Annotated in this window: 9 protein-coding genes; 5 read left to right on the forward strand and 4 right to left on the reverse strand. The window is 42.0% G+C overall.

The window, feature by feature from the left end; translation table 11 throughout:
• The first annotated feature begins 112 nt into the window (after positions 1–112).
• The 4 genes from AAG747_RS20280 to AAG747_RS20295 all read left to right on the forward strand — a co-directional run bounded on the left by AAG747_RS20280 (position 113) and on the right by AAG747_RS20295 (position 7781).
• Positions 113–3502: a SusC/RagA family TonB-linked outer membrane protein gene (locus tag AAG747_RS20280; protein WP_346823050.1), complete on the forward strand. Its 3390-nt coding sequence runs from the start codon at positions 113–115 to the stop codon at positions 3500–3502.
• Between the two features lie 85 nt (positions 3503–3587).
• Positions 3588–5006: a SusD/RagB family nutrient-binding outer membrane lipoprotein gene (locus tag AAG747_RS20285; RefSeq protein WP_346823051.1), complete on the forward strand. Its 1419-nt coding sequence runs from the start codon at positions 3588–3590 to the stop codon at positions 5004–5006.
• A 293-nt stretch (positions 5007–5299) separates the two neighbouring features.
• On the forward strand, positions 5300–6097 hold the full coding sequence (locus tag AAG747_RS20290) for a glycerophosphodiester phosphodiesterase family protein (RefSeq protein ID WP_346823052.1): 798 nt from the start codon (positions 5300–5302) through the stop codon (positions 6095–6097).
• 430 nt (positions 6098–6527) lie between these two features.
• Positions 6528–7781 carry a hypothetical protein gene (locus tag AAG747_RS20295; protein WP_346823053.1) on the forward strand — a complete coding sequence of 418 codons (1254 nt, stop codon included), beginning with the start codon at positions 6528–6530 and terminating at the stop codon, positions 7779–7781.
• Positions 7782–7847: 66 nt separating this feature from the next.
• Here the strand turns inward: AAG747_RS20295 and AAG747_RS20300 are convergent, their stop codons facing one another.
• Both AAG747_RS20300 and AAG747_RS20305 read right to left on the reverse strand, forming a co-directional pair.
• Positions 7848–8657 (reverse strand): DUF6567 family protein, encoded by an 810-nt coding sequence (locus tag AAG747_RS20300; RefSeq protein ID WP_346823054.1) that lies wholly within the window; start codon positions 8655–8657, stop codon positions 7848–7850.
• Positions 8658–8825: 168 nt separating this feature from the next.
• Positions 8826–9629, reverse strand: a complete 804-nt coding sequence (locus tag AAG747_RS20305; RefSeq protein WP_346823055.1) for a DUF6567 family protein — start codon at positions 9627–9629, stop codon at positions 8826–8828.
• A gap of 197 nt (positions 9630–9826) precedes the next feature.
• On the opposite strand from AAG747_RS20305, the gene AAG747_RS20310 reads away from it, so the two are divergent.
• Complete coding sequence (locus tag AAG747_RS20310) at positions 9827–10714, forward strand: carbon-nitrogen hydrolase (protein WP_346823056.1); 888 nt, start codon at positions 9827–9829, stop codon at positions 10712–10714.
• A gap of 72 nt (positions 10715–10786) precedes the next feature.
• Here the strand turns inward: AAG747_RS20310 and AAG747_RS20315 are convergent, their stop codons facing one another.
• Complete coding sequence (locus AAG747_RS20315; RefSeq protein ID WP_346823057.1) at positions 10787–11941, reverse strand: sensor histidine kinase; 1155 nt, start codon at positions 11939–11941, stop codon at positions 10787–10789.
• Between the two features lie 121 nt (positions 11942–12062).
• The gene (locus tag AAG747_RS20320) at positions 12063–14042 is read right to left on the reverse strand and encodes a CHU_0125 family OmpA-like outer membrane integrity protein (RefSeq protein WP_346823058.1); all 1980 of its coding nucleotides are present in this window, start codon (positions 14040–14042) and stop codon (positions 12063–12065) included.
• Positions 14043–14158 lie beyond the last annotated feature (116 nt).

A 14158-nucleotide genomic window follows, 5' to 3' on the forward strand; every position in this document is an offset into this window, starting at 1 on the left:
TTAAAACCCTATAAAAAAGGCGAAAGCTCAAGGCTCTCTTAATGTTGCGCAAAATAGAGAACTTGAGCCTTCACAAAACAAATTGAATCTTCTTTAAAATCTTCTGCAATTTATGAAAAAAATGCTACCATGGAAAGCCCATGTACAAAAATGGGTCCTGGCAATGCTATGCCTTATGCTATGTATTGCTCCGCTGACAGCACAACCTTCGGAGGCTCCGAAAGTCAGTATTCAGTTGGAAAATGTGACTACCGAAGCGTTGCTGGCAGAACTGGAAAATCAAACAAATTTTCATTTTGCCTATAACAAGGAAGCCGCTTTCCTTTTCAAGAAAGTAAGTATGCATGCTCGAGAACTTCCTTTGGAGGAGGTGTTGCGAAAATTGAGTGAGCGGCAAGGCCTTTCATATAAAACCATCAACAATACGATTTGGCTAAAAGCCGGAACTTCCCGGACCATCGAATTGATCAAAGGAAAAATCGTAGATGCGGAAGACAATAGCCCTTTGGTAGGAGCCAGTGTGGTGGTGAAGGGGACTTCCATAGGTACCATTAGTGATGTCAATGGTGAATTCCGCTTGGCCAACGTAGAGCAAGGGGTGACTTTGCTAGTGTCCTATATCGGCTATGAAGCTCAAGAGATTGAGGTGAATAGTGAGACCTTGCATATCGCTTTGAAAAGCAATACACGCCAACTTCAGGAAGTAGTTGTCGGTGCCTTGGGTATTGAACGGGAAACATACTCTTTGGGCTATGCCGTGCAAAAAGTAGGAGATGATGACATTTCGGAAGTGCGCTCAGGCAACTGGGTCAATACGCTGAAAGGAAAGGTAGCCGGCTTGAATTTTACCAATGCAGGTACCGGTCCGGCAGGAACTACCCGTATTACCTTACGGGGCGAAAATACCCTGAATTTTGCCAATAACGAAGCCATGATTGTGGTAGATGGTATTCCGGTGAACAGCGGTATGACAGGCAACGGGGAAGGCTCGTATTTGGGAGAAGACTTGCCTGTAGATTACGGGGATGGGATCAGCGATTTGAACCCGGACGATATTCAAAGCATCTCGGTACTCAAAGGCCCGACTGCTGCGGCTTTATACGGTTCGCGGGCGATGAACGGGGTCATCATGATTACCACCAAAACTGCGAAGAAAAATAAAAAATTAGGGGTGAACTTCAGTACGAGTTTCACCTTGGATAAAATTAACCGCTGGCCGGATTATCAAACGGAGTATGGCTCCGGAAGCCGGACGAAAAATCCTCCTCTATACTATTCTTTTGGCAAAACAGAAGATGGAAAAGGAACGCAATCCACACACTCTTGGGGACCCGGATTCGAAGGACAGGATTTTTATCAATATCCGGATACGGATGTCAGAACTGCTTGGCAAGCCCGCGACCATGTGAAAGGTTTCTTTGAAGAAGGAACCACGGTTAACCACAACCTTTCGGTCAGTGGTGCCGGAGAAATGGGAAGTATGCGCCTCTCTTTGTCGCATTTGAAAAATGACTGGATTGTGCCCAATACAGGTTTTGAAAAGAACAGTATTGCCTTGAATACGACTTTTCACCTGAACAAATACATTAAGATTAAGGCTCAGGGAAGCTATATCAAAAAGAAAAGTGATAACCTTCCGGCAGCAGGATACGGCTCGCATTCTCCCATGTATTTCTTTATGTGGAATACCAACAATATCGATGTGAATTGGTTGAAAGATTATTGGTTGGAAGAGAATGTGCTACAGGACAATGCCACCAACCCCAATGCCGATAATCCTTATTTCCAAAGTTATGAGCAAATTGATTCACAAGAGAAGGACAGGGTGATCGGAATGGTGTCAGCCCATATCCAAGCCACAGATGAAATTGATTTGATGCTTCGAACCGGTTTGGATCAATCTGAGGATTTCCGTAGAACGATTCGCCCGATGAGTAGTATTAAGTTTCCCCGGGGGATGTATCGTGAACAAACCGTTTTCTATCAAGAAAACAACTCGGATTTCTTAGCATCCTACAAACCCAAATGGGAAGAATTTGAATTCAAAGCTTCTGTGGGTGGGAACTACCGGAAGTTAATCAAGCGAAACTATAAACTCACAGCCAAGGAATTGAATATCCCCGGGGTGTATAATTTAGGAAATGCTACCACCATGCCCGTCCTGTCAAACTCCCGGTACCGTCATGATGTGTATAGTTTATATGCCTTGTTAAGCTTGGGTAGAAAATGGTGGTATTTGGATTTGACGGCCCGCAATGACTGGTCAAGTACCTTGCCTCAATCGCATAACTCTTTCTTTTACCCTTCTGCCAGTTTGAGTTTATTGGTTTCTGAAATGGTGGATTTAGGAGCGGTAGATTTATTGAAAGTCCGCCTTTCGGCAGCACAAGTGGGGAATGATACCCGCCCGTACAAGCTGGAACGCTACTATTCTTACAGCGAGTTTAATGCTTCCGTATACAATCCTTCGACCATCCCGAACAGCAATCTTTTGCCTGAGCAGGTTACTTCTTATGAGGCGGGAGTGGATTTGAGAATGTTCAAAGGAAGACTCAATTTTGATGCGACCGTGTACCACTCTCAGATCCATGATCAGATCATTGACATTCCTATTGACCCATCCAGTGGCTATAAGAAAGTATTGTTGAATGCCGGGCAAATTAACAATACCGGTTTGGAATTGACTGCAGGTTTCTCCGCGATCCGCACGGAAAAATTCCAATGGAAAACCAATATCAATTGGGCTACCAACCGGGGGAAAGTGGTGGAGTTGGCGGATGGAGTAGAGAATTATATCATGGCGGATGGAATCTATCACCGGGTAACGGTGGAAGCTCGTCCGGGAGAACGATTGGGAGATATTTACGGAAGAGGTTATAAGAGAGCACCTTCCGGAGAAATTATATACGAAGACGGTATGCCTGTGTTGGATACGGAAATCAAAAAAGTAGGAAATGCTTTTCCTGACTGGACCGGAGGCTTGTACAATGAATTTACTTATAAAGGCTTTCGCTTAGGGGTATTATTTGACGTGCGTAAAGGAGGAGATTTGTACTCGTTAACCTATGCCGCACTTTCGTACAGTGGCAAACTGACCAATTCTTTGGAAGGTCGCTATGATCAGAACCTGATTGGAAAGGGTGTGATTGACATGGGGGACGGCACCTATAAACCCAATGACCAACAACCGGATAATATTGGCTACTATTACAATGCCTTGTACAGCCGCGATAATGTGGAAGCAAACACCGTGGACGGTTCTTTTGTGAAACTACGGGAGGTCAGCCTGGGGTGGAATTTACCGAAGAAATGGTTGCAAAACATGTTCATTGACAAAGCTTCGGTATCCTTAAGCGGGCGCAACTTGTTCACTTGGTCTGACTATCCGGCTTTCGATCCGGAGGCGGCCACGATGGATGGCAGCTCTATCCGCCCTGGGTTTGAAACCGGACAATATCCTTCTACGGCTTCTTATACTTTAAAAGTCAATTTGAGTTTCTAAAAAAATAATCTAACACAAAACCCTGAAGGAGCCGTTTTTCGCAATTTCTCCTTCAGGGTGAACATAACCTCTAAAAAGAAGTATCATGAACATAAAAAATACCCTTCTGATGCTGATGAGCGCCTTCATGGTGTTTGCCTGTACCAGTGATTTTGAGGAAATTAATTCTGATCCGAACCGGATACAAGAGAGCCGTCCGGAAAATTTAATGGCCCCGGCTTTGTACGAATTGAACCGCTTGCAAATGCGCTCCGCACATCGCTTGAGTCATGAGTTTATGCAGTATTCCGTACAAACGAACGAAATCAATGAGTTCCACCGCTTTGTTATCCCAACGACTGAGAGTAATTACTTATGGGAAAATTATTATACGACCCTGACAGATGTACAGGACATTTTACTTCTGGGAGAAAAGAATGAAGCGCCTAATTATATAGCCGTTGCAAAAGTATTGCGTGCATGGATCTTTTCTAACCTCACGGATATGTTTGGCCCTATTCCGTTTACAGAGGCGCTGAAAGGGTATTCGGATAAAATTTACCAACCTGCCTTTGACTCTCAAGAGACTATTTATAAAGCCCTGTTGGCAGACTTGGAAGAAGCAAATACCCTTTTTGACGAGGGCAAACCAATAAATGCCGAAAGCGACTTATTGTTTTCCGGGTCTGTAAACAAATGGCGTAAGTTTGCCAATTCTCTTCGTTTGCGTTTGTTGATGCGGGTAGAGAAAAAAGCGGTAATGAATGTGCAAGCCCAAATCAAAGTTATGTTTGACAATCCGGACAAGTATCCTGTATTCAGTAGCAATGAAGAGGCTGCGGTAATGTATTATAGCGAAAACCTGCCTTTTGTCAATCCCTTGAGCAAGTACCGTGAGTTTGAGTTTAACGGCAACAGAGGATTGGCGGAAGCTTTTATAAACACTCTGAAGACCTTTAACGACCCTCGTTTGGAATTAATCGCGACAAAAACCAGTGAAGAGGAGTATACCGGAGTGGTGAGTGCCCGGGGAAAAGGAGAGGGTATTCCGGAGTCTTATTCTACTTATCGACCCGAATTACAAGCTACTACACAATCCGGGATTATTTTCCCTTATGCCGAAGTGGAATTTCTTTGGGCGGAAGCGGCCTTAAAAGGATGGATTAATAGCGATGCAGCTGCGCACTATCAAAAAGGAATTGAGGCATCGATGGCTTATTGGGGAGCAGAGATGCCCGGAGACTATATGAACCGGCCAGGGGTGACTTTTGATAACCAATTGGGAACATTGATCCGTCAAAAGTGGATTGCCTTGTTTTTCTGTGGTTTTGAATCCTGGTATGATTACCGGAGAACGGGATATCCGGTATTGGCAATAGGAGGCGGAGCGGAAAACGATGGCATTGTACCTACCCGGATGCCATATCCAAGTACCTTGCAGTCATTGAATGCCACAAATTATCAGAAGGCCGTAGAAATGCTAGGGGCAGATGACTTGCAAGTGAAATGCTGGTGGATGAAATAATTCCGTAAATTATCATCGGAGCCCGGTCATTGGTAGAGATACTTTACTTTTCATGATAGAGGACTCCTGTTTGGTGAATGAGTGAAATAGTGAATGAGTTACTCAAAAGCCTTTAGGTGAAAAGGCACTTATTGCTACAGGGAAAATTTAATGCCTTAAGATACTAAGTTGAGCATTTCTTGTCATTTCTCCCTAGCTTTCATTCATTTATTCACCATATTACTCATTCACTAAACAACTGAAATAAAGTGCTATCTTTAGAAAAAAATTAAAGAATCAAAATATCCTAAAAAATGCTATCTAAATTTATCCCCGTCAGCTGTTTGGCACTTTGGCTTTTTGGCTGTCAGTCCACACAACAAGAAAGTACTGAAATGAAAAGTTTGATTGTCGCCCACCGGGGAGCTTCCTTTGAAGCACCTGAAAACACCGTGGCCTCGGCCCAATTAGCCTGGCAGCAAAATGCCGATGCGGTAGAAGTGGATATTCATACCTCGAAAGACCAACGGATCATGGTGATTCATGATAAAAATACCAAACGGACCTGTGGAGCGGATATGTTGGTAAAAGAAACGCTTGCAGACTCCCTGAGAGCATTGGAGGCCGGTAGCTGGAAAGATGTAAAGTACGAGGGAGAACCTCTTCCCTTTTTGGAAGAAGTGATTGAAACCATTCCGGCAGGAAAAAAGCTATATGTAGAAATTAAGTGTGAAAAAACAGTAGTTCCCCTTTTGAAGGAAATGCTTGCTCAACATCCGAAAAAAGAACAAATTCTATTTATCGCTTTTGATTACGAAACAATTGTGGCTACTAAAGAGGCTTTTCCTGAAAACAAAGCTTATTGGCTAAGTAGTAAATTGCCGGAAGATTATAAGAGTTTGTTTGAAAAAGTGAAGAAAGACAAACTGGACGGGGTGGATCTGAGCCACAAAGTGATCGATGCGGAGGTCGTCAAAACAGCAGGGGAATTGGGCCTTGAGGTACATACCTGGACGGTAAATGACCTGGAAAGAGCCAACGAGTTACAGACAATTGGCGTGAAAAGCATCACTACGGATAAGCCCGGGGAAATTTTAGGTGGCTTACAATAAATAATATCCTTATAGAAAAGGTACAGGGTTCTGTATTTTTTTCTATGAAGTGAATTAAACTTTTTCTTTTTTTTGAAATGTTTCAAAAACGCCTCCTCTGTGTTACTTTTTTCAACAATAGCTTTGGCTATTCTTTTCAAAAAGTGCCTTGATGAGCTGGTTTTGATTCCATTTTCGGTCAAAAACTATAAGTTTAAACCACTTCTATGCTTTTTCATATGGCTGATTACTACCTTATCAGAAAGTTATTTGATTGGGTTGTGTAGAAGAGGCAGTAGGGTAGGTAGTCTGATTTTTCTTTCCTACTTGTGCTAATAAAGTGTGCCAGCGGATATACAAAAACATAGTTTGTTTCATTGTTACCATCCATTTCCACAACTAACTGTGTTCCGTTGGCACTCATACTATCTCACCGAAAAAATCTGAAAACATGCAGTCTGTTTACTTCATTTTAGTCTTATTTATAGGGCTTATTTCCTGTAAGTCCAGTGAAATGCAACCGGAAACCCAGGAGAATCAACTCAAATCTCCAGAAAACATTGCCGCCAGTGCCATAAGTGTTACCTATACTGCCGAAAGTGATTTTATCAACGGTATGGCTGGCTTTGGTTTTTTATCTGTAGACCAACTTAGCTTAAACCGTTCCGCTACGGCTAATGGTTATAATTCGGTATACGGATTCAATATCCCTGCAAATTATCAACAAGAAGGGTTTAAATGGAACAGTGGCGACCAAGCCACGGAAGATTGGCGACCACAAGGAATCAGTGGGTTTACCCAAAATGGAAGACGCTATTTGGTAGTCACTTGGTATGGAATCGGTCCCTCCAATATTGCAGGGGTTTATAATCAACATAAGGGGGTACGAATCTCATTGATCGATATTACCAATATGAACGATATCAAGTACCGTTTGCTGTTGTTGGTACAGGACAAAGATAATATGAGCAATTCTGACCTTTATAAATCCTCTAACCCTTATGAGCAATTGGAGGAATTTGCACCGGTTACCATTCATGCCGGAGGAGTGGCCTGTTATAACAATTTGATGTATGTAGCAGATACTAAACTAGGAATACGGGTATTTGATTTAAATAAGTTTGTTGAAGTCGAATCAGACCCAAGCAAAAACCGCATTGGAAAAGAAAGTGACGGCACATTGAAGGCATTCAATTACCGCTATGTGTTGCCACAAGTCGGTTATTATAAAATCACCAATGGCTCACCATTTTCTTGCATCTCTCTCGGAAACGTGCCTGGCTCTACTCAAAAAATGCTTTGGACAGGTCAGTATATCAAATCATCCAGCACCAAAACTCCGCAAATCTTTGGTTTCCGCCTGAATAGCCAAGGGCAAATCCAAACCCAAGTTGTGGCAGAAGTGATTACCCCAAAAGACAAATACGATCCGGTAGTTTATAATATGCAAGGCGTTTACCGGATGGGTGATATCACCTGGATGGCTATTACAGGCAAAAGCTCTTATCAAGGATCTACTGCCCGTATGTTGCGTTATCATGACGGTACGGAAGCCGGAGTGCGCTACCGCTGGCCTCATGGGGCAGAAGATTTGTACTATGAAGAAAGTACCGGGTATTTATGGAACTTGACAGAATACGAAAGTTCAAAATATGGCCAGGAAAACCGGGCGGTATTTGCTGTAAAACTTGAAGATTATCTGTAAACAATAAAAAACACCGGATGAGCAGTGGACTTCACGGGTTCATCCGGTGTGATCTATAACGAGGGATTATTCCACTGTAGGGTTTTCTAGTTTGATCAGGCTGGATAACAACATTTTTGTGCGGTGTTTTTTATTTCTTTCGTTTTGGTATTCGACCAAAGCTTTATTTCTCGAAGGAATAATTTTTAAAATGGTACCTTCAAATACTCTGGGAACCTCTTTCACCTGAGGTTTTGTATCAGAGTCAAATAGCAAAATGTACTTAGTGAATTTTACGGTTTCTCCCACTTCAAATTTCCTGTTTAAAACCTGTGTGGAATCTTTGAGTTTGGCTTGAATTTGCCAGACGAATATTTTACTCGCAGTATAAATTCCTTTCAGGTTTGTATAACCGATAATGACGGTGTTATCACCTCCTATATCCAGCAGTTTTCCTTTAAAGATTTTACTGCCTTTTCTATTTTTAAATAAGACTTCTTCCCCAATTTCATAGCCTTTTAATTCTATCTTTTTCTCTCCCACTTCCTTAGAAACTGACCAGGCAGCGGTAGAGTCATTGCTTAAAATATCAGCCGAGACAATGACTTTGGTACTTTGTGTGAAAGGGTTAATGGATTTTTTAAAATCAATGGTGAAGTTTCCGTAAACCTGGCCCGGCTCTAACGGATAGTTGAGGTACATGTTCTTTTTGGCTTCTAATACCAAGGCATCTTTTGAGTTGCCTCCGATTCCCAGGAATTTCTTAGTCTCGGAAGTGCCATAAGCGAGGCCTACAGGGCGGCTAGTAGCGGAAGTTCCGGAAAGGTTACCATAATGAAATGCGCAAGAAGAGAGGAATAGGGTACCAATAATAATGTAAAGGGTTGATTTTAACATAGTTAATGAAAATATGGTTTATCAAAGAAGTAATACCTTTTAGTGAGTACTACTTCTTTGACAACTTATGCAGACTTCTTGACAAAGAATAATGATGGTAGCAGTTGCTAAAAGTGGGAGGGTAATCCACCGGGTGGATGATGCTGTTCACCCGGTGGATTAGTTAAATTATTCATTGGTAGTGTTTTCTATTTTGCGAACTCTTGAAAGGGGGACTTTTACTTGAAGTTTCTTTTCTTTGTTATCTTGATATTCAATAAGTGCTTTTGATTTTTCCTTTATAATTTCTAAAATTACTCCTTTTTCTTCAGTATAATATTTTTTGAACATCACTTTATCTCCTACTTTTAATTCCTTTTCAGCCGTTTTTTTCTCAACTTTTTGGGTGAACTTCTCATTTTTTTCCACTTCAAATTGTAAGTCCCAAGCTGGTATACTTTCAGTTTTATAAATCCCATATTGATTGGTATACCCCACTAAGAATGGACCGTCTTCATCTTCTGAGTTAAGAATTTTCCCTTTTAAGGGAGCTTCTCCTTTTTTACTTTTTATGATCACTTCCTGCCCGATGGAAAAGCCGTCTATTTGCAATACTCTCTCTCCCAATTCATCTGATATTTTCCAGGTAGCGGTAGAGTCATTGCTTAAAATATCAGCCGAGACAATGACTTTGGTGGTTTGTGTGAAGGGGTTAATGGAATTTTTAAAATCAATGGTGTAATTCCCATACACTTGTCCGGACTCAAGCGGGTAGTTGAGGTACATGCTTTTTTTGGCTTCCAGTACCAAGGCGTCTTTTGAATTTCCCCCGATTCCAAAAGCCTTACTGGTTTGAGCAGTACCATAGGCCAATCCTACCGGTTTGTAACTAGGGTCTAGCACTACGGTAGTCCCGGAGAGGTTGCCATTGTGAAATGCACAAGAAGTAAAAAAAATAGTACTGAGAAGAATGAAAATAGTAGACTTTAACATGGATGATTTAGTTTATAAATTTCAATTACTAATTGGGAACCTAGATAAATTTGAAGTAGGCAAAAGTATCGGTTTATAGGTAATTATTAGAAGCCTTTGGACTTTAATTGGAGGTGAGTGATCTTTTAGAAGGATTACTGTTTTTTCACAAGAACCCTTTAACTTCGCAGTAGTGATTATTATATTTTGGTAAATACATGAATGACAGTGTGTTAAAAGTAGGATTGGTACAGCAAAACTGTTCGCCTCACCGGGAGGAAAATATTGCGAAAACCATTCAAGGAATTGAAGCCTGTGTTGCACAAGGAGCTGAGTTGGTGACCTTGCAAGAGTTGCACACCAATATTTATTTCTGTCAGGCAGAAGATGTCAATCAGTTTGATTTGGCGGAAGCTATCCCGGGGCCGTCAACGGAAGAATTTAGTGAGGTAGCCCGGAGGCTTCGGATCGTATTGGTGACATCTTTATTTGAAAAACGGGCACCGGGAATTTACCACAATACGGCTGTCGTGTTTGAAAAGGACGGTTCCATTGCCGGAACGTATCGCAAAATGCATATCCCGGATGATCCGGCCTTTTACGAAAAGTTTTATTTTACTCCGGGGGATTTAGGTTTTCAGCCTATCCAAACTTCTGTGGGGAAGTTAGGCGTGTTGGTATGTTGGGATCAATGGTATCCGGAAGCCGCCCGGCTGATGGCAATGGCCGGAGCCGAGCTTTTGATTTATCCTACGGCCATCGGATATGACCCTTTGGATGATCAAAGTGAAAAAGACCGCCAACGCAATGCTTGGATAATTTCACAAAGGGCACATGCCGTAGCAAACGGTCTGCCTGTGGTGAGCATTAACCGGGTGGGGCATGAACCGGATTTTGCCGGAATTACACAAGGGATTGACTTTTGGGGGCATAGTTTTGTATGCGGCCCACAAGGAGAGTACTTGCTTCAGGCTTCAGGGGATAAAGAAGAAAATCTGGTGGTAGAAATTGATAAAAAACGTACGGAAGATGTAAGGCGTATCTGGCCATTCTTTCGCGACCGTAGAATTGATGCTTATCAAGATCTTACCAAAAGGTATTTATAAGCAAAAAAGTCCGTTCATCTTTGAATATATGAACGGACTTTTTTGATTCTGGATAGAAGTATACTGTTCCACTTATGTACTGGAAATAACAGGATCCGCATTGTTCCATTTAGGAATGCGTATTTCAGTAAGCACTTGTTGATTTTCATTGACAATCTGGAAGGAGGCCTTTTCATTGTAGAGCAATTTTAACCGTTGAATGGTGCTTTTCAGGCCATACCCCTCTTGCTTGCCTATTGGCTTGTATTGACCGGAGTTCCGGATTTCAAACACCAAAACCTCATCATTATCCACTTTGGTGGTGATGTTGATAAAACCTCCGTTTTTAAGTTTTGAAATTCCATGTTTGATCCCGTTTTCCACAATTGTCTGAATCATAAGAGGGGGGACTTTGTATTGCAGACTTTCTTCCTGGATATGGTATTCTACCTTCAGGCGTTCCTCAAAACGGGTACTTTCCAAAGCCAAATAATCTCTTACAATCTTAAATTCTTCCTCAAAAGGGATTACTTTTTTCTTATCCATCAACAGAGAGTTGCGCAGGATGTTGGAGAGTTGATACACAGAAGCTTTGGCTTTGACCGGGTCTTCGTCAATCAACGCATTTACCGTATTTAATGCATTGAAAATAAAATGAGGGTTGAGCTGAGAGCGTAGTTTATTGAGTTCGAATTCATTGACCAAGGCTTCCCATTTGAGATTTCGATTGTAACTGGAAACATAATGGTAAAGGAAATAACATACGGACCAACTGAAAAATAAAAAAGCTCCGCCTAATAGGGACGTGATCAGGTTACTGGAAGTGAGCTGTGATTGTAAATATTGTTGATTGATCAAGGATGTGATACCCAATGCAATAGGAATAAAGAACAAAGATAACAGGAAAGAGGTGAGGATAATTCTTAACAGCAATTTGCCGAAGAGGAGTTTGATCCAATGATTTTTTACAATATAATTTCTATAAAAATGAGAAAGAACTAATAGACAAAGAGTGGTTACCACGGTATCGACCAGCACCTGTTGTGAAAGGTTGCCATTGGTGGACTGTAAAAAGGTCAAGTAGGCGCCATAGGTAGTCCATCCCCCTATTTGGCAAATCCAGTAGAGGATTCTTTTGGAAATACGCCAGCCTTTATTCAAAGCATGAAAATGATAGCCACTTTCGGAAAATAGGAGCTGTTCCACCGGAGTGGAAGGAAGGTTACCGGACAATGTATCTTTTTTCATGTGCGTCTTCTGCTTTATAGATAAAAAGCCTTACTGAATTGTAAGGCTTTTAAGTTATGATTTACTGAGAAATCCTTCAAAGAGATTTCTATAATCCCCATGATTTCGCAGATTAAAGGTATTATTCTTCTTCTGGCAGGGCCTCACCATCGTCTAAGATGAAAATTGTGGTCCGTCTGTTGAGCTGGTGCTCTTCTTCCGTGATGGCATCTTCCACTACCGGTAAGGTGGCTCCGTAGCCTTTCGCTTCAATCCTGTCAGGATTAATTCCTTTGGACACAATATAATCTACGGCAGCCTTAGCCCGCTTTTTGGACAAGCGTATGTTGTATCCCCGGGTCCTTTCCCGGCTATCCGTATGAGAACCTAATTCTATGCGAATGTCAGGGTTGGATTTTAAGAATGTCACTAATTTATCCAACTCTTTGGCGGCATCCGTACGGATGTCAAACTTGTCATAATCATAGTAGATATTTTCCAGGGTAAACATTTTCCCGGTTTCAATACCTCTAAAGATGTCTTTGGCCAAATGGACTTCAGACTCCAGGACAATATCGGTTTCAGGTTCGGTCAGGTCTTTTTGATCCACTTCTTTCCCTGCTGTCGGATATTCAACTTCTTGTACCAAAAAGCTGTCTTTTTCGGCCACAATCGTATAGGTGACACCCATCAAAAGTTTAGGTTCAAAGCGGTATCTTCCTACAGAGTCCGAATACGTAGAGTCAATTCGCTCACCTAAGTCGTTAATCAATGCTAAGGCTACATTGGACAACAGCTCATTCTCTACCTCTTTTTCTTCATAAGCCGTACCTGCCAAATAATAATTCACTTTCTTCAATTCCGGGGTTTCATCCACGAAATAGTAGATATCGTCATCCCCTTTGGCCGTTGCTGAGTTGCGGTTTGAACTGAAAAAACCGGTTTTCGGATCTTTAAATGTGAGGGCAAAGTCATCTGCGGGAGAGTTATAGGGTTTGCCCATGTTTTCAATATTGATTTTGCCGGATTTCCGGGTGGCTACAAAAATATCCAAGCCTCCGATACCCGGGTGGCCGTCAGAGGCAAAATACAGTTTTGCATCGCGCGACACAAAAGGAAACATTTCGTTCCCGGAAGTATTGACTTTACTACCCAAATTACTGACCCGGGCCCATTGTCCACGGGAGTTTTTTGTTGCCCGCCAAATATCCAGTCCGCCATAACCTCCCGGACGGTTCGAAGCAAAATAAAGCGTTTTACCATCCGCAGAGATGGCCGGACATCCGTCCCAGGCATCTTTTGCGCTGATGGGCAGCACTTCAGGTTCCGACCATTCATCATCTTCCAGGCGGGAGATGTATAAATTAACTTCCTGATATTCTTCTTTCTTTTTACCACTGTTACTCCGGGCAAAAATCATGGTTTTTCCATTGTGAGAGAAAGTAGGAGAGGCCTCGTGAAATTCGGGCAAGTTAATAAATTCATTAAACCGCTCTACAGTGCCATTGCATAAGTCTTGATCCTGAATGTTGTAATAAAATAAATCTGTAAATCCGGTACCTGTGGCTTCATAGACTTTTTCTGCATCCCGGTTGGAGGTAAACACCAATCTATCCTGATAAAATACAGGCGCGTACTCCGAGTTGCTGCTATTGAGTGCTTCGCAATTGGTTACTTTGATATATTCGTGTTCTTCCAAGAGAGGTGCCAGGTTTTTTATGATTTCAATTTCTTCTTTGGCCCGTCTGCGCTTATTCAGGTCCCCTCCGGAGGTGAAATATTGTTGGAATTTAGCAGAAGCTTCTTCGTACCGTCCATTGGCCTTTAAGGCATAGGCATGATGAAAAATCACATCGTTTTCGGTAAATCCGGCTTGAAGGGCTTGTGTATAGTAGGGTTCGGCTTCCCAGATGCGGTTAGAAAGGCGGTAGCATTCCCCGATGTAAAAGTTGATCCGGCCGGCATTTTTAGAATTGCCTTCTTTCATGGCTTTTTCAAAGACGCCTATTGCTGTATTGAATTCGCCCCGGTCGTACTTTTTCCGGGCTGTTTTAAACGTTGAAGAGCATCCCCAGGAAAAAAGGATCGACAACGAAACAAAGTATAGGGTGAATTTCTTCATATCCTGGTTGGGTTGTTTGTATAGTAAAGATCTACTCTGGGCTTTTTTTCTAAAATATGACCAGTCCCAAATGGGGGCTAATACATTTTAAAGATGATTAATATAAAAATAATAAA

The sequence above is a fragment of the Rapidithrix thailandica genome, from assembly GCF_039710355.1.
In the GTDB taxonomy this organism is placed as follows: Bacteria; Bacteroidota; Bacteroidia; order Cytophagales; family Flammeovirgaceae; genus Rapidithrix; species Rapidithrix thailandica.